A 23,836-nucleotide genomic window follows, 5' to 3' on the forward strand; every position below is an offset into this window, starting at 1 on the left:
CGAAAGACAGACACACCATGCGCATCGGAATCGACGTCGGAGGCACCAACACCGACGCCGCCCTTCTCGGGGACGACGACCGGATCGTCGCGACCGCGAAGACCCCCACCACCTCCGACATCACCTCCGGCGTCACCGCGGCGATCCGGGCACTCGACCCGCCGATGGAATCCGTCAACGCCGTCATGATCGGCACGACCCACTTCCTCAATGCGCTGATCGAGGGCGCCCGGCTCGCACCCGTCGCCGCCGTACGCCTCGGCCTGCCCGCGACGGCCGCCCTGCCGCCGATGACCGACTGGCCGGATCGCCAGCGGGCGGCCGTCGGAGGGCACGGCTATCTCTGCCACGGCGGGCGGGAGTTCGACGGACGGCCGCTGTCGCCGCTCGACCCGCAGGAGCTGAAGCGCACCGCCGCCGACATCGCCGCGCGCGGGCTGACCTCGGTGGCCGTCTCGTCCGTGTTCTCACCGGTCGCCGAGGAGGACGAGCGCCGGGCCGCCGAGATTCTCGGCGCGGAGCTGGGCCCGGGCGTCCACTTCTCGCTCTCCCACGAACTGGGCCGGATCGGACTGCTCGCCCGTGAGAACGCCACGATCATCAACGCGGCCCTGCGCGACCTGGCGGCCGCGATCGTGGAGTCGTTCGCCAAGTCGCTCGCCGAGGTCTCGTTGACCGCGCCGTTCTTCCTGTCGCAGAACGACGGCACCCTGATGGACGTGGACTTCGCCCGCGCCTACCCGGTGGCGACCTTCGCCTCCGGGCCCACCAACTCGATGCGCGGCGCCGCGTTCCTGTCCGGTCTCGGCGACTGCGCGGTCGTCGACGTCGGCGGCACGACCGCGGACGTCGGCATACTGGCGGGCGGCTTCCCGCGCGAGGCGGCGGGCGAGAGCGAGGCCGCGGGCATCCGCACCAACTTCCGTATCCCCGACGTCCTCTCGCTCGGTATCGGCGGCGGATCCCTGGTGTCGGCCGACGGCGGGACGGGCCCCCGCTCGGTCGGCTTCCGGCTCACCGAGGAGGCGCTGGTCTTCGGCGGTACGACCCTGACCGCGACCGATCTCGCGGTCGCCGCGGGCCGCGCCGACATCGGCGACCGCTCCCGTGTCGCGCATCTGGACCCGGAGTTCACCGCCCGTGCGCTCGACCGGATCGCCGAGCGGCTGGCCGAGGCCGTCGACCGGATGCGCACCTCGGCCGGACCGCTGCCGGTCGTCGCGGTGGGCGGCGGCAGTGTGCTGGTGCCTTCGGCTCTGCCCGGCTTCGACGATGTGCGCCGCCCCGGTCACTTCGACGTCGCCAACGCCGTGGGCGCCGCCATCGCCCAGGTCGGCGGGGAGGTGGACCGGGTCTTCCAGGTCCCCGAGGGGCGCAGGGACTCCGTACTCGCCGAGGCCCGCGAGGAGGCCGTGGGCCGCGCCGAGAGCGCCGGCGCCAGGCCCGGCACGGTCCGCATCGTGGATGTGGAGGAGGTCCCGCTCGCCTATCTGCCGGGCGGTGCAACCCGTATCCGGGTCAAGGCGGTCGGCGACCTCGACCTGAACGGCATCGGCAGCACCCACGCCCCGACCGGGGCGCGCGACACCCATGGAGCAGCGTCACATGCGTGAGATCAACCTCGACAATCTGGACGACATCGCGCGCGGCGCGGGCATCCTGGGCACCGGCGGGGGCGGCGACCCGTACATCGGCAAACTGCTGGCCCGCGAGGCCATCCGCAAGCACGGTCCGGTCCGGCTCGTCGCCTTCGACGAGGTGCCGGCCGACGCGACCGTCGTACCCGTTTCCGGGATGGGCGCGCCGACGGTGCTGCTGGAACGTGTCCCGGCCGGTGGCGAGGAAGTGGCCGCCCTGCGTGCCCTGGAGAAGCACATCGGCCGGCCCGCCACCCACATCGCGCCGATCGAGGTCGGTGGTGTCAATTCCATGCTGCCCATCGCCTGCGCCGCCGAGGCGGGGCTGCCGCTGGTCGACGGCGACGCCATGGGCCGTGCCTTTCCCGAGGCGCAGATGGTGCTGCCCGGTCTGATCGGAGTGGCCAACACACCGATGGCGCTCGCCGACGACAAGGGCAACAGCATCATCGTCGACGCCGTCTCCAACCACGCCGCCGAGCGCATCGCCCGGGCCGTCTGCGTGGAACTCGGCTGCCAGATCTCCAGCGCCGACACCGTGATGCGGGGGGACCAGCTCGCCGACGGTCTCGTCCCCGCCACGCTGACGCTCGCCGAACGGCTCGGCGTTGCCGTCCGCGAGGCGCGCGCGGCACACGCCGACCCGGTGCACGCGGCCCGCACCATGCTGTCGGGCACCCATCTGCTGACCGGCAAGGTCGTCGATGTCAGCCGCCGCACCCAGGGCGGCTTCGCCCGGGGCAGCGCCCGTTTGGAGGGCATCGGCGACGAGGCGGGCCGGGTCCTGGAACTGGGTTTCCAGAACGAGCATCTGCTCGCCACCCGCGACGGCGAGACCGTCGCCACCACACCCGACCTCATCTGTGTGCTGGACACCGACACCGGTGACCCGGTGACGACGGAGGGCCTGCGCTACGGCCTTCGGGTCAGCGTCCTCGCGGCCCCTTGCGACCCGCGTTGGACCACACCGGGCGGCCTGGCACTCGCCGGGCCGCGGTACTTCGGGTACGACGTGGACTATCTGCCGTTCCGGCCGGTCTGATACGCGGCACCGGCCCGGCAGCCCTCGGCCGGTCCGCTCCGCGCGGACCGGCCGGGGTTCCCTGTCTCAGACCGAGCGCTTGCCGCTCTTCATCGACACCCCTACGCAGACCAACCCCAGCAGCACGGTCAGTCCGCCGATGATGACGTTGTTGAGGATGATGCCCAGGTCGGGGCCGCTGCCGACGACCCACGTCGAGGCGATCAACCAGGCGCCCATGGCGCATATGGCCCAGCTCAGGCCGTACATCCGCTCCGGCATGACGGTGAACCCGAGGCCCAGCACGGCGATCGCGATACCCATGATCAGGTTGTTCGTCATGAGTGCGGGCTGACTCGCCGTGAAGTGGAGCACCCAGGGCGAGATGGCGCAGTAGAGACCGATGAGGAACACCGGTGCGTCCACCAGGGCCACATCACGCCCGCCGAGCATTCGGGTGTAGCGATCGCGCATTTCAGAAATATCGGGGTGACTGGCCATGTCACGGCCGGTGTGCGAGACGTTTGACATGAGTTCGTCTCCTTCGCTGTCGCAGACCTGAACGGCGCCTTTGTGTGCAGAATGGCCTGTTATGAATATTCTGCTCTTATCTCACCCTTATGTGTAGATTCAAGGTGTACGGATATCCGTGGGAACCGCACCACATCGGTCGCTGTCCAGCCGCCTGGCCAGGGCCAGCAGATCGGTCGTCCGCAGCACACGGTCCCCGTACCCCGGCATCGGCACGTGCAGGGGCTCCGTCCAGCGCGACGGAATCGCTTCGAAGCCGTACACCGCCCCCGCCAGACCACCGGTCACCGCCGCGACCGTGTCCGTGTCCCCACCCACGTCGACTGCTGCGGCCAGGGCGTTCTCGTACGTACGTGCCGTGCGCAGCGCCCAGAGCGCGGTGCCCAGACACGGCCACACCGCACCGTTGAACTCCGTTGCCGCGTCCGGATGCCAGCCGGGCGCGAGGACGGTGGCCCAGCGCTCGCGGTGATCCTCGTGTACGCGGTCCAGGGCGCTCGGGACGGCGGCGAGCGGATCGTCGCCGTTCAGCGCCACCCTGATCAGCTCATGGAACACGGCGGTGCCCTCCCAGGCGGCCCGGTCTCCGTGCGTCGGCGCCGCGATCCGGCGGGCGGCGTCCATCGTCGCCACCCGCCCCGCCCGCGCGAAGTACACCGCCGGCGCGGCGGCCCGCATCAGCGAACCGTTGCCTGCCGCGCGCCCGTTGACCTGGAAGTGCAGCGCTGCCGCGAGGTCCCAGGGGGCACCGCTCGTCAGGACGTCCTCGGTCTGCAGGCCGATGTCCTTCGGCCCGCCTTCCGCCCATCGGCGAAACCGGCCGAACATGTCGGGGAGATCGAGTCCGTCCTGCTCCAGCAGGGACTCCGCGACCAGAACGGCCATCTGGGTGTCGTCCGTGGCCTCGCCCGGATCCCAGCCACCACCGCCGCACATCGTGCCCACGCCGTCCGGGAAGCGGGCCGCGTACACACAGGCGGGGCCGAATTCGAACGGCGCCCCCAGCGCGTCACCGACCGCCGATCCGACGACGGCACCTGCCACCCGGTCCTGCCGGTCCACGACGCTCGGACGGTTCATCCGGTCAGCCTACGGAGGACGACCTCCTCCCGTACACGCGATGACCCGCACCGAGCAGCACCGTCGCGCCCAGGAAGAGGAGCGTGAACCACTGGAAGTACCAGTGGCCGCCCGCCGGGTCGTACACCGCTGCCCGCGGCCAGGCCAGATCGACCGTCATGCCCGCCCCGTACAGGAAGGCCAGGGCGTTGACCGGGACACCGTCACCCCGGCCGCGCTCCGTGGAGCGGTGGTGCGGTCGGGGTGAGGCCCGGCTCGGTCTGCCCCGGTTCAGGGCACGTCGACCACCACCGAGTGCCAGCCGGTCGCACCGTTGGGCACGGTGCCTGTGCGATCGCCGGTCTGGGTGGCGCCGGTTCCGTCGGTTGCGCGGACCTCAAGGGTGTGATGGCCGGATGCGGCGGGCCACTCCCACACCCACTGGCGCCAGGTGTCCTGGGTGTCCGCGGCAGCCAGCCGTGCCGTGTGCCACTCCCCGCCGTCCACCCGGACCTCAACCCGGGAGATACCGCGGTGCTGGGCCCAGGCCACCCCGGCCACCGGCACCGTGCCGGCCTTCGGGGAGGCGAACGGACGGGGGGTGTCGATCCGCGACTCGGTCTTGACCGGTGCCTCCTGGGACCAGCTCCGTTCGACCCAGTAGGCGTCGTAGGCATCGAACGTGGTGAGTTCGATGTCCTTGATCCACTTGCAGGCGGACACGTATCCGTACAGGCCGGGAACGACCATCCGGACCGGGAAGCCGTGCTCGAAGGGCAGCGGCTCGCCGTTCATGCCGAAAGCGAGCATCGCGTCGCGCCCGTCCATGACCGTCTCGACCGGTGTGCCGATCGTCATGCCGTCCACGGAACGCGCCACGATCTGGTCGGCGGGCCCGCCCTTCGACGGGGGGCGCACCCCGGCATCGCGCAACAGATCGGCCAGTCGTACGCCGAGCCACCTGGCGTTGCCGACGTAAGGGCCACCGACCTCGTTGGACACGCAGGTCAACGTGATGTCGCGCTCGATGACCTCCCTCCGCAGCAGGTCGTGGAAGCCGACAGTGACGGGCCGTGTCACACCCTTGCCATGGATCTTCAGCTGCCATCTGCCGGCATCGACGCGTGGCACGACCAGAGCCGTATCCACCCGGTAGAAGTCCTTGTTCGGAGTGATGAACGAGCTCAGCCCCCGGATCCTCAGATCGGCGCCCGCCGGGACCGCCGGTGCGGCGGAACGGGGTACCGGGAGGACCAGGTCATGACGTGAAGCGGAGGCTCCGGCCTGGACGGAGGACGTGAGCCGCCGCCCCAGGACTCCCGCGCCGGCGGAGGCCACCGCCGCGGCGGTCGCCGCGACCACGAAACCACGGCGGTCGAAGACGCCGTTCGCCTCTTCGTCCCTCTCCCCGGCCGCGGGAGAGGGACGAAGAGCGGGTGTGAGCCGTCCGACCAGGAGATACAGCACTCCTGCGGCCACCACGGCACCCACCACCGAAGGCAGCGCGTCGGCAGGCGCGCCCTCCGGATGCCCTGCCGCCGCCACTGCCCCGACCAGACCGAAGACCAGGACGGCAGCCGAACCGAGCCGCCGGTGCCGCAGCGCCAGCACCCCGACCGCCATGGCGAAGAGCGCCAGCAGGATCAGGATCCCGAGCTGGAGCACCAGCTTGTCGGCGGTGCCGAAGTTCCGTACGGCGAAGTCCCTCACGGCCGGGGGCGTGCGGTCGATCACCGCACTGCCCACTGCCGTGACCGGGCCTGCCTCGGGACGTACGACAGCCGCGACCAACTCGGCGACCGCCAGGGCGCAGAACCCGGCGATCAGACCACTGAGCGCGGCGAGGGCGGCGCGCGCCCAGCCCGATCGCCGGGAACGCGTGGCCCCGGTTTGCCGCGAATCGTCTCGATCTTCACTCACAACCGGGATTCGTCGCCCCGCGCCGGACGGATTGGTCTGTCACTCGATCGGGTGCGAGTTTTTTCGGTCGATCCGGGACGGCACCTGTGACGAATCACGGCCGAGAGGCATCCGGAAGCGCCGGAAACGGCAGGGGGCCGGTCGGTGCCTGCGACCGGAGGGACGGGCATGACAGGGCAGCGGCGACGCATGGCCGCGCCGGTCGCGGTCGCGGCGACGCCGGCGACACCGCCGCCGGTGAGCTTCCTGCTGATCGGCGGAATCGCGCCGTCAGTCCAGGCCGCGTGCCCGTTCGAACCGGGCCCGTGCCTCTGCCAGGTCGACGAGCGGATCCGGGTAGTCGATCGCGGCCCTGCGCGGACCGGTCAGTTTCCACGGCTCATGGATCTCGCCGTTCGCCAGTTCCGCAAGCTCCGGCACCCAGCGGCGCACGTAGGCGCCGCGCGGATCGAACCGCTTGCCCTGGATCACCGGGTTCAGGACCCGGTTGGGGCGGGTGTCGGTGCCGGTACCCGCCATCCACTGCCAGTTGAGCTGATTGTTCGCCAGGTCGCCGTCGACCAGCAGGTCCAGGAAGTGCCGGGCGCCCACCCGCCAGTCCGCGTACAGCGTCTTGGTGAGGAAGCAGGCCGCGAGCATCCGGCCCCGGTTGTGCATCCAGCCCTCGTACGCCAGCTGTCGCATCGCCGCGTCGACCAGCGGATAGCCTGTGCGCCCCGCGCGCCAGGCCTCGATCTCGTCCTCGTCGGACCGCCAGCGGTCGTGCCGTGTGCGGTAGTCCTCCCAGGCGGTGTCCGGTCGTGCGGCGAGCACCTGGTGATGGAAGTCCCGCCACGCCAGTTGCCGTACAAACGCGTCGGCGCCCGGTCCGCCCCGCTGCCTCGCCCGGTTGATCACTTCGGCCGCCGAGAGACAGCCGAAGTGGAGGTACGGGGAGAGTCTGGAGGTCGCGTCACCGGCCAGATCGTCGTGACCGCTCTCGTAGTCGGCCAGGGGGCCGTGCAGCCAGGACGACAGCAGCCGGCGTCCGGCCGACTCGCCGCCCCCGGCGAGCCCGGGGGAGACCCCGGTCACCTCCGCCCGTTCCGGCAACGGCCCGGACTTCACGCCGTCCGGCAGCCGCACCGTGCGTGGCGCGGTGAGTGTTCCCCGTACTCCCGCCGCCTGCCAACGGCGGAAGTACGGGGTGAACACCGCGAAGTGATCACGGCCCGCCGGGACGACCCGGCCCGGGGCGAGCGCGGTGACCACTGCGTCGTGGACGTGCAGGGCGCAGCCGACGGCTGCCAGAGCCGTATGCAGTCGCGCCTCGCGGTGCATCGCGTACCCGCTCACCCCGCCGGCGATGTGCAGGCTCCGCGCGCCGGTCTCCACGGCCACGGCACGGGCAGCGGCCACGACGTCGGCGTCCCGGACGACGAGCCGTCCGCCGCGGCGGCGCAGCCCCGCGTCGAGGTCGGCGAGGCAGTCCGCGAGGAACGCCCGCCGGTTCGGCGCGTCGAAGCCGGCCCGGTGGATGCCCTTGTCGCGCACGAACAGCGGAACGACGGCATCCGCGTCCCGCACCGCGGCCCGCAGCACCGGATTGTCGTGCACCCGCAGGTCGGAGGTGAACAGTGCCACGGAGACGGTCATGGAGGCGGCGCGCCCTTCCCTGCGTCGGTCATTCTGTCCCCGCGCAACGGGTTGTCCCGGCTCTGCCCGGCGAACGCGGTCCGCCGGGCAAGTCCGCCCGGCGGAGCGGCCCCGGTCATGCCGGCGGAAAGTTCATCAGCGCCAGCGGCGCGGACGTCGGCCGCGCGGAGCCACCGGCCGGTTCCATCGTGATGCCTATGCCCGACGCACCGTCGACCGGGCCGTCCAGCAGGACGGCGTCGCTCGCGGCCGGGGTGTTCGTCAGCCCGGCGGAACGCATGGTGCCGTGGTCGTCGAACCACAGCTGATACACCCAGCCGCTGGGCGGCTGCCACATCCCAGAGGCCATGAACACGGCCCGGTTCTCACTCCGCGAGACCACGACCGTTCCCTTCGCGCCGCCCTTCATCGTGCCGGAGGAGGTCTTGGCGTCCGGAGCGGCAAGGACCCGGGCCAGCTGCTCGTTCTGCTGCTGAGCCGCCCGCACCTCCTGCCGGGCGTCCTGGGCCGCCCGGTGCTGCCGGACGGCGATCCCGCCGAATCCGACGGCGGCGGCGAGACAGACGGCGAGCGCGTACCTCGGCCACCGGCCGCCCAGCCCCGTACCGCCGGCGCCCCGCACCGTTGTGCTGTCGCCCTGGGATGCCGCGCCCGAGCGGCCCCGGCCGGCGCCCGACGGCGACTCCTGCCGTACGGTCGTGATCTCCCGCAGCACCCTGTCCCGCAGCCCTCGCGGTGAGGGCTCGGCCACCGCGAAGCCGAGTCGGGTGGCGGTCTCGGACAGCTCGCGCACTTCGACGGTGCAGGCCTCGCAGTCGCCGAGATGCCGTTCGAAGTCCACCCGTTCGGTGTCCGGCAGCGCGTGCAGGGCGTATGCCCCGGTCAGCGTGTGCAGTTCGGCGTTGCTCATGCGCTCACCCCGAGGCAGTCGCGCAGCCGGATCAGCCCGTCGCGCAGTCGTGTCTTGATCGTCCCGAGCGGTACGGAGAGCAGCTCCGACACTTCGCGGTAGGTCAGCCCCCGGTAGTAGGCGAGGGTCACGGACTGCCGTTGCAGCTCGGAGAGCGTCCGCATGCAGCGGCGGACCTGTTCGCGCTCCAGCCGGCTCTCCACCTGCTCGACGACCTCGTCGAAGGCGGGCGTACGGTCCAGCAGCGCCGCCCTGTGCTCACGGGCCGCCGATGCCCCGGCCGAGCGCACCCGGTCCACGGCCCGGCGGTGAGCAAGCGTCAGCACCCAGCTCATCGCGCTGCCGCGGGAGGCCCGGAAGCGAGGGGCCGTCCGCCACACCTCGACCAGGACTTCCTGCGCGACCTCCTCCGACTGGGCGGGATCGCGCAGCACGCTCCGTACCAGCCCGAGGACGGGCCCGCTGACCGCGTCGTACACCTTGGCGAAGGCATCCTGGTCGCCCCGGGCGACCAGTCCCAGCAGCTCCTGGAGATCGGGCGCCGCCGAGGGCGCTCCGCTGATGTACACGGCTTCTTTCACGCGGGCTTCCTCCCTGATCGCACATCGGTTCTCCGAGTGATCCGGAGCCGACGGCAGCACGGATTGGTCAGTGCGCGAGATCCTTCCACGCATCCCGAAATTCGCGATACATCGCGGTTGACGCGTCCGGGTGAACGCGATATGTTCGCACACGAGTATTCGAAAGCGGAGTGAAGGGCGGTGGGGCGGGTGGCCAAGCGGCGCAAGCTCGGCAATCCACTGGCGCTGACGGTCATGGTGCTGCTCGCCGAGCGTTCCATGCATCCGTACGAGATCGCCCAGACGCTTCGCCGACGCGGCAAGGAACACAGCGTCAAGATCAATTTCGGCTCGCTGTACACCGTCGTCCAGAACCTGGAGAAGCACGGTTACGTCGAGGTCGCGGGCGTCCAGCGGCAGGGCAACCGCCCCGAGCGCACGCTCTACGGCATCACCGAGGCCGGGCGTGCTGAAATGCTCGACTGGCTCTCCGATCTGCTCGCCGTTCCGGCCGTCGAGTACCCGGTCTTCGAGACGGCCCTCTCGCTTCTGCCGGTGCTGCCGCCGGAGGATGTGGCGGAGCTGATGGAGACCCGGGAGGCGGCGCTGGCGGTCCAGGCCGCGGCTCTCCGGGGGGTCCTCGGTCAACTGGGGGAGAAGCTGCCCCGTGTCTTCGTCGTCGAGACCGAGTATCAGCTCCACATGATCGACGCGCAGCTGGAGTGGATCAAGAACTTCCGCAAGGAACTCACCGACGCCTCGATCAGTGGCATCGCGGAGTGGAAGTCCTTCCATGAATCCGGTGAAGTCCCGCAGGACTGGAAGGACTTGGATCAACAGGAGATCGTCCTCGACCCCGGGTGGAAGGCGTAGCAGAAGCGGCACCACAGAAAAGGACCCCGGCGGGAGCTGTTGGAGCAGCAATCGCCGGGGTCTCGAACCCCGGACCGGCCATGCCGTGAGGGCTTAGCCAGGCGATCGAGGTGCGGCACACCCAGGATAGCCCGGCGCTCTTCACGCGGATCGGCTCGGCATACCCGAGTGCTCGGTGGACCCGAGCACCCCGCTGACCACAGGAGAGCTCTGTCATGAGCACCCGTGCGCCCGCAGTAGCGGCGCGAAATCTGACCAAGACCTATCCCGGCGATGTCACCGCACTGGGCGGCATGGACCTCGACGTCGATGCCGGCACGGTCTTCGGACTCCTCGGCCCGAACGGCGCCGGAAAGTCCACCACCGTCAAGATCCTCACCACCCTGGCCCGCCCCGACTCCGGCACCGCGACCGTCGCCGGACACGACGTCCTGCGCCACCCCGACCGGGTCCGCCGCGCGATCGGCGTCGTCGCCCAGAAGTCCGGCGCCGACCCCGTCGCCACCGGCCGTGAGAACCTCCTGCTCCAGGGCAGGCTGTACGGGATGCGGGGCGCCGCCGTCCAGCGCCGCGCCGATGAACTGCTGGACCACTTCGACCTCGCCGACGCCGCGAAGCGCCAGGTCAAGGGGTACTCCGGTGGTATGCAGCGACGCCTCGACGTGGCGCTCGGCCTGGTCCACCGCCCCGAGGTGCTCTTCCTCGACGAACCCACCACCGGACTCGACCCCGAGGCCCGCACGGCCATGTGGGACGAGATCTCCCGGCTGGCCGGCGACGAGGGACTGACCATCGTCCTCACGACGCACTATCTGGAGGAGGCCGACCGGCTCGCCGAGCGCATCGCGATCGTCGACCGCGGCCGGGTCGTCGTCGAGGGCACCCCCGACGAGCTCAAGGGTGAACTCAGGGGCGACGCCGTCCACATGGAGCTGCGCGCCGAGGGCGATGCCACGGCGATCACCGCCGGGCTGGCCGGACTGCCCGGGGTGCACGAAGTGCTGGTCGACGGCCGCCGGGTGAGCGTCCGCGCCGAGGACGGCGCCGCGGCCGTCCCCGTGCTGCTCGCCGCCCTGGAGCGGGCCGGTGCGGCGGTCGCCGCCGCCACCGTGGCCCGCCCCTCCCTCGACGACGTCTATCTGCGCTATGCCGGACGCCGTTTCTCCGAGGCCGAAGCAGCGGACGCCCGGCAGGTCCCTGCCCTCACCTCTGCGGGAGGCACCCGATGAACAGTCAAGTTCTCGCCCAGACCTGGTACATGACTCAGCGTCAGCTCATGGCGATCATCCGGCAGCCGGTCTTCCTGGCGATCTCGCTGATCCAGCCGGTGATCTGGCTGTTCCTGTTCGGCAACCTCTTCAGGAAGGTCGTCGAACTCGGAGGCTTCGGCACCACGTCCTATCTGGACTATCTGATCCCGGGCATCGTGGTGATGAGCGCCCTCGGATCAAGCATGTGGGCCGGTATGGGCACCCTGGAGGAGATCGAGCGGGGCACGCTCAATCGCTTCCTGACGACGCCGGTCAGCCGCAACGCGCTGATGAACGCCAATGTCGTACAGAACGGCATCAGTACCGCTGTGCAGTCCGTCATCATCGTGCTGCTCGGCTGGGCCGCCGGGGCCACTTACCCGGGCGGTGCGGGCGGGCTGCTGATCCTGGTCGTCGCCTCGATCCTGCTCGGTACGGTTTTCGGCGCGCTCTCCAATGCCCTGGGCATGCTGGTCCGTCAGCGCGAGTCGATCATCGGCATCAACACCTTTCTGCTGCTGCCGCTGACCTTCCTCTCCTCCTCCTTCATGGCCCCGAGCCAGATGCCGTCCTGGATGCGGCACATCGCCGACTTCAACCCGGTCGACTGGGCGATGGTGGCAGGTCGTTCGGCGCTGACGGCCGACCCCGACCGGAGTCTGGTGCTCAGTCGCGGGGGAGCCCTTCTGGTCCTTGCGGTGGCGGCGGTCTGGCTGTCGACCCGTACGTTCCGCTCCTACCAGAAGTCCGTCTGACGGGCGCCCTCACCGCAGCGACGCGTGACCGGCCCGGTCAGGGATTCCGTTCCCGGGCCGGGCCTTCGGCCGCAGCACCGCCCGTAGCACGAGAAAGATCAGCAGCCCGAAGGGTGACAGCACAATCGTCAGCACCAGCAGTGGCCCCATCACCGGCGCAGAGATCCCCAGCCGGCGTCCTTCCAGGAACATCCACTGGCCCAGCAGCAGATCCCAGGCGATGACCTGTGCCCAGATCGCCCCCGCTCCGTTCGCCAGGGCCGTCAGGTCGCGGAAGGTGTCGATATCGGGACTGCGGACCGCGTCCCAGAGCTCGGGGAAGACCGGCACGGCCATGACCAGATAGAGCGCAAGCACCGGCAGGACGGTGAGCGGGGACGCGGCGATACGCGCCGTGGGACGCCAGTTCGGTGCGAGGATCATGAGCAGCCAGAACGGGGCTGCCAGGAAGAACGAGATCTCGAAGAGTGCACCGGTCATGCCACGAGCTCCTTGTCGGCGAAATCGGAGGCGGAGTCTGAATCGGCTTTCTGTGGTGCGGCGGTTGACCTCAGTGCCCCATGGCCGCAGACGGCGGTCGCCGTCACGATCAGGGCCGCGGCGACGAGCGTCGCACCGTCCGGGTGGATCAGCGGCTGACCGCGCAGCGCCTGCCAGGTGACCAGCGCGACAACTGCCGCGTACGCACCGGAGGCGACCAGCACCAACCGCAGCCGGACCCGTGGGTCGCGCAGTCGGGGGAGGCGTGGGGCCAGGGCGACCAGTGCCAGCAGGAAGAGGGGCAGCAGTTGGAGCGCGTGCATGCCCACGAAGTGCGGTATGCGCAGATCCCCGCCCGTTGTCGACCAGCCTGTGAGGGGCATCGACGGGCCGCCGTCCGCTACACCGACGGAATGCGCGCCGATCACATCGGCGGTGTCGAGATTCCCGGCCGCCCGCTGCTCGGGCGTGGGCTGCGTCATCAGGAAGCCGAATCCGGCACCCACCAGGGCGAGCAGCACGCCCGAGCGGATCGCCCAGGCGGTGGCGCGGTCGGCTATGCGGGCGCGCAACAGCAGGACGGCTATGACCAGTGTGCCGGTCCAGAGCACGACGACGGTGACGGCCATCGTGTTGAACAGCGTCTCGTCGAACGGGGTGGCGTGGTTGAAGTGGCTGCGCTTCCCGCGGATCACCTGGCCGGTGATGATCGCCATTTCGCCCAGGCAGGCCAGGGCGACCACGGTTCCGGCCCACCAGCCGACGCGCCGGCCGCGGGTGACCAGCGCCAGCATCCAGGCCAGTGCGAGTGCGTACACGATGAACGAGACCGCGAACTTGAACGGCTTGAACCATATTGCCGAGCCCGCCAGGACCCGGTCGTCGACCAGCAGTCCCACGGCCGAGACGACCGCCATGACGGCCATCGTGGCCGCGAAGAGGACTAACGGACGGTGCCATGAACGCCATGAAGGCATGAGGACCCCTTTGCAATTATGGATAGTGGCACTTACCGCTATCCGATAGTGGAACTATCTATGATGGGTCGGGGGGTTGGCAAGCGCGGAAGGAAGAACACGCGGTGCGCATCGGCGAGTTGAGTCGCAGGTCCGGGGTTCCGGTACCGACGATCAAGTTCTATGTACGTGAAGGGCTGCTGCCCGCCGGGCAGTTGACCAGCCCGAACCAGGCGAGTTACGACTCCGGTCATGAGCGCAGACTGCGGCTGATCCGCGCCCTGCTGGATGTCGGCGGGCTCTCGCTCGCGGCCATCGGTGATGTGCTCCGGGCGGTCGAGGACCCGGAGCAGCCGGTGCACAAGGTGCTGGGTGTCGCGGCGAAGCGACTCACTCCGCTGCAGGGGGACGAGCCGGGGCCCGAGCTGGACGACGCCCGCGAAGACGTGGCGGAGCTGGTGGAGCGACGCGGCTGGCGGGCCGAGGCGCACGGTCCGGCCGGCGAGTGCCTGGCCGGGGTGATCGTCGCACTGCGGCGGGCCGGGCACGGCGGGTTCGTCGAGCTGCTCGACGACTACGCGGCCGCCGCCGAACCGGTCGCGCGGGCCGACCTCGACTATGTGGGGCGGCGGGTGGCGCGCGAGGACCTGGTGGAGAGCGTGGTCGTCGGCACGGTGCTGGGGGAGGCGATGTTCAGCGCACTGCGACGGCTCGCGCATGTGGACGCGTCCTCGCGCGCGTACGACGGCGAGGGTCGTCCGGGCGGCGGCGACGGGGCAGCGGTGCATGCCGCCGGTGGGTGAGCCGGCACCCCGGGAACACGTACGCCCCGGTCGGGGACCGGGGCGTACGCGAGTGAGCCGGTGTTACGCCGCGATCTCCTGCTCGCGCTCCACCTGTGCGTTCCACTCGCGCTTGACCGAGCGCCAGGCGTCGTCGTTCTGGCCGAGCCGCCAGTAGCCGGAGATGGACAGCTGGGCGAGCGGGATCTTGCGGTCCAGGCGCAGATGGCGGCGGATCTCCTTCACGAAGCCCGCCTCGCCGTGGATGAATGCCCGGACCTCGCCCGCCGGGAACTCCAGCTCCTTGACCGCGGCTGTCAGCGCCTCGCCGACCGGGCGCTCACCGCGGTGCAGCCAGGTCACCTCGACCCCGTCGGGTCTCACGATCCTCTGCTCCTCCGAGGCGTCCGCCACCTCGACGAACGCGTGCACCACCGCACCCGCCGGCATCTGCTCCAGGGTGGCGGCGATGGCCGGCAGGGCGCTCTCGTCGCCCGCCAGGAGATGCCAGTCCGCCGAGGCGTCCGGGCCGTAGCCCCCGCCGGGGCCGAGGAAGGTCACCTGGTCGCCCGCGACCGCCCGCATCGCCCAGGGTCCGGCGAGGCCCTCGTCGCCGTGGACCACGAAGTCGATGGCCAGCTCCCGGGCGACCGGATCCCAGGAGCGCACCGTGTAGGTGCGGGTGGTGGGCCACAGCTCCCGCGGCTGCTCCTCACGGATGCGGGCCATGTCGAACGGGTGCGCGTAGTCCGCACCCTCGGGGGCGAAGCAGAGCTTGACGTAGTGATCGGTGAACCCGGAGAGTCCGAAGCCGGCGAGACCGTCACCGCCGAGCACCACGCGCACCATGTGAGGGGTGATCTGCTCGGTGCGCAGAACGTGGGCCCCCTGCGCCTTGGGTGCCTGCCGTGCCGGTCGTTCTGCCACGAGGTTCTCCCTGCTCCGATTGCTTAGGCTTACCTAAGCTAGCACCTCAGTCGTGCAGTGTGGAGAGCAGGCGTTGCAGGGCACCGCCCAGCCCCCACTGCTTCGCGAGAGCTTCGAGGGCGGCGGGATCGCGTGGCTCGGTGGGCAGCGCGGGGTCGAACTCGGGCAGGGGTACGTCACCGGCGACGCGGACCACCTGCGGCGCGACGGCCACATAGTCCCGGGCCTCGTCGAGGCGCTTGCGCTGCGAGGGCGTCAGCTTGGCCGACGGATCGTCCACCGCGGCCATGATCCCGGCCAGATCGCCGAAGGCGTCCAGCAGTTTCGCCGCCGTCTTCTCGCCGATGCCGGGAACGCCCGGCAGCCCGTCGCTCGGGTCGCCGCGCAGCAGGGCCAGATCGACATAGCCGGAGCCGTCCACTGCGTACTTCTCCCGCAGCCACGCCTCGTCCGTCAGCTGGAGCGAGCCGACCCCCTTCAGGGGATAGAGCACCCGCACCCCGCGGGCGTCGTCGACCAGCTGATAAAGATCCCGGTCGCCGGTGACGATGTCCACGGGGCCGGTGGCCAGACCGGTGAGCGTGCCGATCACATCGTCCGCCTCGTAGTCCGCGACGCCGACCCGGGCGATGCCGAGCGCATCGAGGACATCCTCGATGATCGGCACCTGCGGGGCCAGTGTGTCGGGGGTCTCCTCCTCGTCGGGCAGCCCCTCGGCGGTCTCCACCGCGACGCGGTGCGCCTTGTACGTAGGGATCAGCTCCACCCGCCAGTGCGGCCGCCAGTCCGCGTCCATGCAGGCGACCAGGTCGTCCGGCCGGTGGTCCTGCACCAGGCGCCCGATGAAGTCGAGCAGCCCGCGGACGGCGTTGACCGGGGTCCCGTCCGGGGCGCGCACCGAATCGGGAACCCCGAAGTAGGCGCGGTAGTAGAGGGAAGCGGTGTCGAGGAGCATCAGGCGTCGCGTCACACCCCGATGATGCCGCACCCCACCGACACCGGCCGTCGCGGACACCGGAGCGAGGGGGCGAGCCCCCGGCGTCGGCCGCTCATGGGTGACCTGGGTCACTCTTGTGTTTGGCTCGTGTAAGTGGGGGCAGGCGCGCAGCCGGAGCGGATCACGTAGCAGTTTCAACTAGTGCACGTGCCATGCGGACCGAATCCGCGCTGCTCCACGGTCTGCCGGAGGGGGTGGCAGACCGTTTTTCGGTTCAACCCGCGAGGTGTATGTGTCAAGGCTGCAAGCTGAGCACTTGTACAAAGTGTTCGGCAGACGACCCGATCAAGCTGTGCAGAAGCTCGAAAGCGGCGCCGACCGCGACGAGCTGCGCGCCGACGGAACGACCGCAGCGGTGATCGACGCCTCGTTCACCGTCGAACCGGGACAGATCTTCGTCGTGATGGGTCTGTCCGGGTCCGGAAAGTCCACGTTGCTGCGCATGCTCAACGGACTTCTGGAGCCCACAGCCGGACGCGTGCTGTTCGACGGCCAGGACCTGACCGCCCTGAGTCCCGCAGAACTGCGCCATGTCCGGTCCTCCAAGATCAGCATGGTGTTCCAGCACTTCGCGCTCTTCCCTCACCGGAGCGTGCTGGAGAACGCCGCGTACGGCCTCGAAGTGCAGGGTGTGCCGCGCGCCGAGCGTGAGAAGCGTGCCGCCGAGGCGCTGGAGATGACCGGGCTCGCCGGCTGGGAGAAGTCCTGGCCCGACGAGCTGTCCGGCGGCATGCAGCAGCGTGTCGGCCTGGCCCGCGCTCTGGCCACCGACGCCGACCTGCTGCTGATGGACGAGTCCTTCAGCGCGCTCGACCCGCTGATCCGCCGCGACATGCAGGATCAGCTGCTCGAACTGCAGAAGCGCCTGAAGAAGACCATCGTCTTCATCACCCACGACCTCAACGAGGCCATGCGCCTCGGCGACCGTATCGCCGTGATGCGCGACGGGAAGATCGTCCAGCTCGGCACCGCCGAGGACATCCTCGTCACCCCGGCCAACGACTACGTCGCCTCCTTCACCCAGGACGTCGACCGCACCCGGGTGCTGACCGCGGGCGCCATCATGGCCGAACCGCACACCGTCATGGGCACCAGCACGGACAACGGCGAGGAACTGCGTACCGCCGACGACGTCCTCAGGGCCGCCCCGGCCACCGTCACCGAGTCCACGCCGATCATCGAGCTCTTCACGCCCTGCTCGCGGAGCGGAGTCGCGGTCGCCGTGACCGACGCCAAGGGCGAGCTCGTCGGTGTCGTCCCGCGCGCCCGGCTGCTCGCCGTCCTCGGTGAGCCGATGAGCCCCGCCGAGGCCCCGCAGGACGTCACGACCACCGCGAAGAAGGTGGCCAATGTTTAGGCTTCCTCTCGGTGACTGGGTCGACTCCGCGGTCGACTGGCTGCAGACCCACCTGGCCTGGCTGTTCGACGCGATCAGCTCGATCGTCAGCGGCATGTTCGACGGCATAGCCGCCGTGCTCTCCGCCCCCGCACCGCTGCTCTTCGCGGGCATCGTCGCCGTCATCGCCTGGTGGCTGCGCGGTCTGCTCGCGGGGGTGCTCGCCTTCGTCGGCTTCGCCGTCATCGACTCCGTCGAGCTGTGGGACGAAGCGATGGACACCCTCACCCTGGTGCTCGTCGCCACCATCATCGCGCTGGTACTGGCCGTACCGCTGGGCATCTGGGCGTCCCGCTCCAAGACCGTCAGCGCGGTGACCCGGCCCGTCCTGGACTTCATGCAGACCATGCCCGCCATGGTCTATCTGATCCCCGGCGTCATCTTCTTCGGCGTCGGCGTGGTCCCCGGCATCATCGCCACCATCATCTTCTCGCTGCCCCCGGGCGTCCGGATGACCGAGCTCGGCATCCGCCAGGTCGACGGCGAACTCGTCGAGGCGGCCGAAGCATTCGGCACCACCCGGCGCAACACCCTGCTGCGGGTGCAGCTGCCGCTCGCCCTGCCCACGATCATGGCGGGCATCAACCAGGTCATCATGCTGGGCCTGTCCATGGTGGTCATCGCCGGCATGGTCGGCGGCGGCGGCCTCGGCGGCGCCGTCTACCGCGCCATCGGCAACGTCGACGTGGGCCTCGGCTTCGAGGCGGGCATCTCCATCGTCATCGTGGCGATGTACCTGGACCGGATGACCGGCGCGCTCGGCCGCGAGGTCTCCCCGCTCGCCCGCCGCGCCCTCGCCAGGGCGCAGTCGATGGCCGGCGGACTGAAGGTCTGGAACCACCGCCCGCAGCCCGTCGTCGCGGTCGCCGGCATCGTCGTCCTCGCGCTTGTCGCGGGCGGCATGGGCCTCTTCGGCTCGTCCGACTCGGACGAGGCCACCACCGCGGGCGGCTCGAAGATCGGTGCGGGCAAGAAGATCAGCATGGGCTACATCCCGTGGGACGAGGGCATCGCCTCCACCTTCCTGTGGAAGGAGCTGCTGGAGCAGCGAGGCTTCCAGGTCGACGTCAAGCAGTACGAGGCCGGTGCGCTCTACACCGGTATGGCCAACGGCCAGATCGACTTCGAGACCGACTCCTGGCTCCCGGTCACCCACGCCAGCTACTGGAAGAAGTACCAGGACCGCCTGGAGGACGTGGGCTCCTGGTACGGCCCCACCTCGCTGGAGCTGGCCGTCCCCTCGTACATGAAGGACGTCCAGTCGCTGGACGACCTCAAGGGCAAGTCCTCGCAGTTCAAGGGCCGGATCGTCGGCATCGAGCCGAGCGCCGGTGAGATGGGCCTGCTCAAGGACAAGATCCTGCCGGGCTACGGCCTGGACAAGGAGTACAAGGTCGTCGACGGCTCCACGCCGTCGATGCTGGCCGAGCTGAAGCGCGCGTACGCCAAGAAGGAACCGATCGTCGTCCCGCTCTGGTCGCCGCACTGGGCGTACAACCAGTTCGAACTGACCAAGCTCAAGGACCCCAAGAACCTCTGGGGCAAGGGCGACGGCATCCACACCCTGGCCCGCAAGGGCTTCTCCGCCGACAACCCCGAGGTCGGCACCTGGCTCAAGAACTTCAAGATGAGCGAGGACCAGCTCACCAGCCTTGAGGCAGAGATCCAGAAGGCCGGCTCCGGCAACGAGCAGGAGGCCGTCCGCACCTGGCTGAAGGCCAACCCGGGCGTCGCCGACAAGTGGACCCCCGTCGCCGGGAACAAAGCGTCCGAGGACGCGGGCGGCAAGGACGAGCGGGACCGCGCCGTCGAGATGGCCTGGTTCCCCTGGGAGGAGGACATCGCCGCCACGTACCTGTGGAAGGCGGTCCTGGAGGAGCGCGGCTACAAGATCAACCTCAAGCAGTTCGAGGTCGGTCCGATGTACACCGCGATGTCCCGCGGCCAGATCGATGTGCAGTTCGACGGCTGGCTGCCGTACACCCAGAAGAACTACTGGAACAAGTACGGCTCCCGGCTGACCGACATCGGTTCGTGGTACGGCCCGACATCGATCGAGGTCGCGGTTCCCTCGTACGTGAAGGACGTCAAGTCCCTCGCCGACCTCAAGGGCAAGTCCTCGCAGTTCAAGGGACGGATCGTCGGCATCGAGCCGGGCACCGCCACGATGGAGAACCTCAAGAAGAACGTGCTGCCGACGTACGGGCTGGACAAGGAGTACGAGGTCGTCGACTCCTCGACGCCCGGCATGCTGGCCGAGCTGAAGCGCGCGTACGCCAAGAAGGAGCCCATCGCGGTGCTGCTCTGGACGCCGCACTGGGCGTACAACGAGTTCGGCATGACCAAGCTGAAGGACCCCGAGAAGGCCTTCGGCAACGGCGACCGGCTGCACACCATCGCCAGCAAGGACTTCCCGGAGCAGTACCCGCAGCTGACGAAGTGGTTCAAGAACTTCAAGCTGAGCGAGGACCAGCTCGCCGGCCTGGAGAACCAGATCCAGAAGCACGGGACCGGCCACGAGGAAGAGGCCGTGAAGGCCTGGATGGGGAAGAACCCGGGCATCGCGGACAAGATGGCTCCGCAGTAGGGCTCTCCGCAGGGCCTGTGCATGGGAAGGGGTGGGCGCGCCGTCGGCGGGCCCACCCCTTCCGGCTGTCCGGAAGACGTTCATCAACCGGCCGACCTTGCGTAACCGTGTGCGTATTGTGCTGGCAGCCGGAAGGATGACGAGTCGGGAGGGAGCCGGACATGGACGACAAGGAAGCACTCCGCGTGGGCGCCGCGGTCCGCCGACGGCGCAGATCCCTGGGGCTCACACTGGCCGCGGTCGCGACCCGCAGTGGTCTGTCCGTGCCGTTCCTCAGCCAGATCGAGAACGAGCGGGCCCGGCCCAGCGCCCGGTCCCTGGACCGGGTCGCAGAAGCCCTGGAGACCACCACGGCGCGGCTGCGCGCCGCCGCGGACTCGGCGCGCGCCGTCGATGTCGTACGGGCGGGCGAGGGCGACGGGGTACGCAGGGTGGTGCGCGGACGTCATCAGCTCAGCGCCCTGGAGTTCACCGGTGAACTCGACCTCGGGCGTGAGTTCCAGCACCGCAACGACGAAGTGATGTACGTGGTGCAGGGCGCCGCGGAGGTGGAGGCCGAGGGGCAGGCGCACCGGCTGGAGCAGGGCGACACACTTTTTCTGTCCGGCGGAGTGCGGCACCGCTGGCGGGCCACGATGCCCGGTACACGGCTGCTGGTCGTCGCGGTCGCCGAGCACATCGACGCCACCTTCGACCCGCGTCGCTGAGAGGGGTTTCCCGCCGTGCGAGTCGTCTCTCTGGTCCCTTCGCTCACCGAGGCCGTCGCCGTCACCGCTCCCGGCCTGCTGGTCGGCGTCACCGACTGGTGCACCCATCCGGCCGGTCTGACCGCCGCCCGTATCGGCGGCACCAAGAATCCCGACGTGGCCGCGGTCGTCGCACTCCGGCCCGATCTCGTCGTCGCCAACGAGGAGGAGAACCGCGAACCCGACCTCGCGGCCCTCAGGGCCGCCGGGATCGAGGTGCTCGTCACCGGTATCCGGACCCTCGACCAGGCCTTCGAGGAACTGGAACGGGTCCTGGTCACCGCCTGCGGACAGGCCAGGCCGCGCTGGCTGGACGAGGCCGAGGCCGCCTGGGCCGCACTCCCGCCACCCCGCGCCCCGCGCCGTGCGGTCGTGCCCGTCTGGCGCAGGCCCTGGATGGTGCTGGGCCGCGACACCTTCGCCGGAGATCTGCTGGCCAGGCTGGGCGTCGACAACGTCTACGCGGACCATGCCGAGCGCTATCCCCGCATCCCGCTCGACGTACTCAACACGGCGGGCGCCGATCTGGTGGTCCTGCCCGACGAGCCGTACCGCTTCACCGCGGACGACGGGCCCGAAGCGTTCCCCGCACTGCCCGCCGCGCTCGTCGACGGGCGGTTCCTCACGTGGTACGGGCCGTCTCTGGCGCAGGCGCCTGCGGCGCTGCGAGCAGCGCTCCGCTGAGCAGTCCGCGCAGCGTCCGCACCCCGGCCACCGCCCATGCCGTCACCAGCAGCACGTACAGCGCCACGGCCAGCCAGGTGTATGCGGTGAGGCCGGTGTGCCGGGCCAGACCCGCGGCGCCCGTGACGCACGTACCGACCGGGAAGGTGAAGCCCCACCACGTCATGCTGAAGGTCATGCCGTTCCGTACGGCCCGCACCACCAGTGCCACGGCCAGCGCCAGCCACAGCAGCGCGAAGCCCATCACCGGCACCCCGTACAGCACGGCGAACACGCCGAGCCCCGAGTCGTACGGCGCCCGGATCGCCCCCGGCGCCACATCGGCGAGCTGATTGACCGCGGTCGTCGACTGGCCCAGCGGGCCGAGGACCAGGAACAGCGTGGGCGTCAGCGCGAGCGGCAGCGGGCCCTGGTGGACGAGCCGGGCGAAGATCAGTGGCAGCATCACCAGCGTGGCCAGCAGGCTCAGACCGAACATCGCGTAGCAGGCCAGCAGCATCGCCTCCTGCCACTGACCGGCGGGCAGTTCCGGCACCAGCAGCGGACCGAGCGCCGCGGAGACCATCGGGGCCACCACCGGCAGCAGCCACACCGGCGACGCGGTGCCGGGCTCCACCCGGTGGCGCACGACCATCAGATACGGAATCGCGACCGCGGAGGCCAGACCGACCACCGTGCCCGCCGTGTACAGCACCACGTCCACGGACAGGGCCGCCCGGTGCCCGATGACGTCCCGGCCGACCACCATCGACGAGCCGCCGACCGCCAGCAGCGCCATCGAGAGACAGCCGTAGAACGGGGCGACGGCGGGGTCGAGCAGATGGGTGCGGGCCTGGTCGCGATGGGCGATCCAGTGCCCGGCACGGGCTGTGAGAACCGCGGCGAGCATGACCGTCGCGAGCGCCCACACCACCGTGCAGGCACCCCGCAGTCCCGGGACGTGCACGGGCAGCGCGGCACCCGCGCTCGCGACGATCGCGGTGCCCATGACGGTCGCGTACCAGTTGGGGCCCATGTACCGCAGACGGGGCAGCCGCAGGGCGGCCGAATACGGGGCTGGGGGCTGCTGCGTCTGCGGAAAGATGGCCATGCCACGATTTTCGTGGCGCGGGCCGGGCCCCACCAGGGACTCCATGTCTATGAGGTCATAAGGTGGCTTTATGACCGGTGAAGAACATATACCCCTCTCCCACCGGGTCCCCGACCTCGGTGCGCTGGAACTGCTGCTCGCCGTCGCCCGGCACGGCAGCCTGGGGCGCGCGGCACGGGACGTCGGCGTCAGCCAGCCCGCGGCCAGCAGCCGCATCCGGTCGATGGAACGGCAGCTCGGCCTGGCCCTGCTGGACCGCTCGCCGCGCGGCTCCCGGCTCACCGACGCGGGCGCGCTGGTCACCGACTGGGCGCGCCGGATCGTCGAGGCGGCCGAGGCATTCGACGTGGGCGCGCAGGCGCTGCGCGACCGGCGGGACTCCCGACTGCGGGTCGCCGCTTCCATGACCATCGCCGAATACCTGCTGCCGGGCTGGCTGATAGCGCTGCGTGCCGAACGGCCGGACACCGCTGTCTCGCTGCTCGCCGGAAACTCGTCGGCGGTCGCGGGGCGGCTGCTCGTCGGAGAGGCCGACCTCGGCTTCGTGGAGGGCCTGTCCGTGCCCGAAGGGCTCGACGGCACGGTCATCGCCCATGACCGCCTGGTTGTCGTGGTCGCCCCGTCCCATGCGTGGGCCCGCCGCCGTACGCCCCTGACGCCGCAGGAACTGGCCGCGACCCCGCTGATCCTGCGCGAGCACGGCTCCGGCACCCGCCAGGTCCTGGACGCGGCCCTCGCCGTGCACGGCGGCCTCGCCCAGCCACTGCTCGAACTCTCCTCGACGACCGCGGTGAAGGGAGCGGCGGAGAGCGGGGCGGGACCGTGCGTGCTGAGCGAACTGGCGCTGGGCGAGGAGCTGTCCTCCCGGCGCCTGGTCAAGATTCCGATCGCCGGGGTGCGGCTGAGGCGCCAGTTGCGCGCGGTATGGCCCTCGGGCCACCGTCCGACGGGTCCGGCGCGCGATCTGCTGTCGCTGACGGGGCGGGACACATAGCGGGGAATATCGTGTCCGGCCCGCGCGCCGGTTCGTCCTGCTGACG

Annotated in this window: 22 protein-coding genes and 1 pseudogene; 11 read left to right on the top strand and 12 right to left on the bottom strand. The window is 70.3% G+C overall.

All coding sequences use genetic code 11. The features are described 5' to 3' along the window. Positions 1 to 17 precede the first annotated feature (17 nt). Complete coding sequence (locus ACFVYE_RS06075; protein ID WP_389604298.1) at positions 18 to 1,613, top strand: hydantoinase/oxoprolinase N-terminal domain-containing protein; 1,596 nt, start codon at positions 18 to 20, stop codon at positions 1,611 to 1,613. Continuing rightward, positions 1,606 to 2,679 carry a DUF917 domain-containing protein gene (locus ACFVYE_RS06080; protein WP_383963782.1) on the top strand — a complete coding sequence of 358 codons (1,074 nt, stop codon included), beginning with the start codon at positions 1,606 to 1,608 and terminating at the stop codon, positions 2,677 to 2,679. The genes ACFVYE_RS06075 and ACFVYE_RS06080 overlap by 8 nt, the downstream gene beginning before the upstream one ends. 66 nt (positions 2,680 to 2,745) lie before the next feature. Here the strand turns inward: ACFVYE_RS06080 and ACFVYE_RS06085 are convergent, their stop codons facing one another. From ACFVYE_RS06085 to ACFVYE_RS06115, 7 genes and pseudogenes are all read right to left on the bottom strand, one after another. Further along, positions 2,746 to 3,189: an SPW repeat protein gene (locus ACFVYE_RS06085; RefSeq protein WP_383963785.1), complete on the bottom strand. Its 444-nt coding sequence runs from the start codon at positions 3,187 to 3,189 to the stop codon at positions 2,746 to 2,748. Positions 3,190 to 3,288: 99 nt separating this feature from the next. Beyond that, positions 3,289 to 4,269, bottom strand: coding sequence for an ADP-ribosylglycohydrolase family protein (locus ACFVYE_RS06090; RefSeq protein WP_383963788.1), 981 nt, complete (start codon positions 4,267 to 4,269; stop codon positions 3,289 to 3,291). Positions 4,270 to 4,273: 4 nt separating this feature from the next. Next, positions 4,274 to 4,471 (bottom strand): annotated as a pseudogene (locus ACFVYE_RS06095) (amino acid permease); the annotation flags it as partial. 68 nt (positions 4,472 to 4,539) lie between these two features. Beyond that, positions 4,540 to 6,168 carry a molybdopterin-dependent oxidoreductase gene (locus tag ACFVYE_RS06100; RefSeq protein ID WP_383963790.1) on the bottom strand — a complete coding sequence of 543 codons (1,629 nt, stop codon included), beginning with the start codon at positions 6,166 to 6,168 and terminating at the stop codon, positions 4,540 to 4,542. A gap of 270 nt (positions 6,169 to 6,438) precedes the next feature. Then, positions 6,439 to 7,803, bottom strand: coding sequence for a cryptochrome/photolyase family protein (locus tag ACFVYE_RS06105; RefSeq protein WP_383963793.1), 1,365 nt, complete (start codon positions 7,801 to 7,803; stop codon positions 6,439 to 6,441). 115 nt (positions 7,804 to 7,918) lie between these two features. Continuing rightward, positions 7,919 to 8,713 carry an anti-sigma factor domain-containing protein gene (locus ACFVYE_RS06110; RefSeq protein ID WP_383963796.1) on the bottom strand — a complete coding sequence of 265 codons (795 nt, stop codon included), beginning with the start codon at positions 8,711 to 8,713 and terminating at the stop codon, positions 7,919 to 7,921. Next, the gene (locus ACFVYE_RS06115; RefSeq protein ID WP_383963799.1) at positions 8,710 to 9,294 is read right to left on the bottom strand and encodes a sigma-70 family RNA polymerase sigma factor; all 585 of its coding nucleotides are present in this window, start codon (positions 9,292 to 9,294) and stop codon (positions 8,710 to 8,712) included. Before ACFVYE_RS06115 ends, ACFVYE_RS06110 begins: the two co-directional genes overlap by 4 nt. 189 nt (positions 9,295 to 9,483) lie before the next feature. Between ACFVYE_RS06115 and ACFVYE_RS06120 the strand changes: the two genes are divergently transcribed. From ACFVYE_RS06120 to ACFVYE_RS06130, 3 genes are all read left to right on the top strand, one after another. After that, entirely contained in the window at positions 9,484 to 10,146 is a 663-nt protein-coding gene (locus ACFVYE_RS06120) for a PadR family transcriptional regulator (protein ID WP_389604302.1), read from the top strand. 215 nt (positions 10,147 to 10,361) lie between these two features. Beyond that, positions 10,362 to 11,375, top strand: coding sequence for an ABC transporter ATP-binding protein (locus ACFVYE_RS06125; protein WP_389604304.1), 1,014 nt, complete (start codon positions 10,362 to 10,364; stop codon positions 11,373 to 11,375). Then, complete coding sequence (locus tag ACFVYE_RS06130) at positions 11,372 to 12,151, top strand: ABC transporter permease (protein WP_383963807.1); 780 nt, start codon at positions 11,372 to 11,374, stop codon at positions 12,149 to 12,151. Before ACFVYE_RS06125 ends, ACFVYE_RS06130 begins: the two co-directional genes overlap by 4 nt. A gap of 9 nt (positions 12,152 to 12,160) precedes the next feature. Here ACFVYE_RS06130 and ACFVYE_RS06135 read toward each other — a convergent pair whose 3' ends face one another. Further along, positions 12,161 to 12,631 (bottom strand): ABA4-like family protein, encoded by a 471-nt coding sequence (locus tag ACFVYE_RS06135; protein WP_383963809.1) that lies wholly within the window; start codon positions 12,629 to 12,631, stop codon positions 12,161 to 12,163. Beyond that, complete coding sequence (locus ACFVYE_RS06140) at positions 12,628 to 13,557, bottom strand: hypothetical protein (RefSeq protein ID WP_389604456.1); 930 nt, start codon at positions 13,555 to 13,557, stop codon at positions 12,628 to 12,630. Before ACFVYE_RS06140 ends, ACFVYE_RS06135 begins: the two co-directional genes overlap by 4 nt. 155 nt (positions 13,558 to 13,712) lie before the next feature. Here ACFVYE_RS06140 and ACFVYE_RS06145 point away from each other — a divergent pair, with 155 nt between their 5' ends. After that, positions 13,713 to 14,390 (top strand): MerR family transcriptional regulator, encoded by a 678-nt coding sequence (locus tag ACFVYE_RS06145; RefSeq protein WP_389604307.1) that lies wholly within the window; start codon positions 13,713 to 13,715, stop codon positions 14,388 to 14,390. Between the two features lie 63 nt (positions 14,391 to 14,453). On the opposite strand, the gene ACFVYE_RS06150 is transcribed toward ACFVYE_RS06145, so the two are convergent. Together ACFVYE_RS06150 and ACFVYE_RS06155 are read right to left on the bottom strand one after the other, a co-directional pair. After that, entirely contained in the window at positions 14,454 to 15,296 is an 843-nt protein-coding gene (locus ACFVYE_RS06150; protein WP_383963818.1) for a siderophore-interacting protein, read from the bottom strand. 46 nt (positions 15,297 to 15,342) lie between these two features. Then, complete coding sequence (locus ACFVYE_RS06155; protein WP_389604458.1) at positions 15,343 to 16,251, bottom strand: 5'-3' exonuclease H3TH domain-containing protein; 909 nt, start codon at positions 16,249 to 16,251, stop codon at positions 15,343 to 15,345. Positions 16,252 to 16,585: 334 nt separating this feature from the next. Here ACFVYE_RS06155 and ACFVYE_RS06160 point away from each other — a divergent pair, with 334 nt between their 5' ends. The 4 genes from ACFVYE_RS06160 (at position 16,586) to ACFVYE_RS06175 (ending at position 21,706) form a co-directional block, all read left to right on the top strand. After that, entirely contained in the window at positions 16,586 to 17,650 is a 1,065-nt protein-coding gene (locus ACFVYE_RS06160) for a glycine betaine/L-proline ABC transporter ATP-binding protein (RefSeq protein WP_389604309.1), read from the top strand. Continuing rightward, on the top strand, positions 17,643 to 20,276 hold the full coding sequence (locus ACFVYE_RS06165; protein WP_389604311.1) for an ABC transporter permease/substrate binding protein: 2,634 nt from the start codon (positions 17,643 to 17,645) through the stop codon (positions 20,274 to 20,276). Before ACFVYE_RS06160 ends, ACFVYE_RS06165 begins: the two co-directional genes overlap by 8 nt. 161 nt (positions 20,277 to 20,437) lie before the next feature. Continuing rightward, entirely contained in the window at positions 20,438 to 20,983 is a 546-nt protein-coding gene (locus ACFVYE_RS06170) for a helix-turn-helix domain-containing protein (protein WP_383963825.1), read from the top strand. 15 nt (positions 20,984 to 20,998) lie between these two features. After that, the gene (locus ACFVYE_RS06175; protein ID WP_389604314.1) at positions 20,999 to 21,706 is read left to right on the top strand and encodes a helical backbone metal receptor; all 708 of its coding nucleotides are present in this window, start codon (positions 20,999 to 21,001) and stop codon (positions 21,704 to 21,706) included. Here the strand turns inward: ACFVYE_RS06175 and ACFVYE_RS06180 are convergent. After that, a complete protein-coding gene (locus ACFVYE_RS06180) occupies positions 21,645 to 22,796 on the bottom strand; it encodes a TDT family transporter (protein WP_383963832.1) in 1,152 nt (383 codons plus the stop codon). The two genes, ACFVYE_RS06175 and ACFVYE_RS06180, sit on opposite strands and share 62 nt — an antisense overlap. 70 nt (positions 22,797 to 22,866) lie before the next feature. Between ACFVYE_RS06180 and ACFVYE_RS06185 the strand changes: the two genes are divergently transcribed. Next, entirely contained in the window at positions 22,867 to 23,790 is a 924-nt protein-coding gene (locus ACFVYE_RS06185; RefSeq protein ID WP_383963834.1) for a LysR family transcriptional regulator, read from the top strand. Positions 23,791 to 23,836 lie beyond the last annotated feature (46 nt).

This window comes from Streptomyces sp. NPDC058239, from assembly GCF_042882185.1.
Classification (GTDB): domain Bacteria; phylum Actinomycetota; class Actinomycetes; order Streptomycetales; family Streptomycetaceae; genus Streptomyces.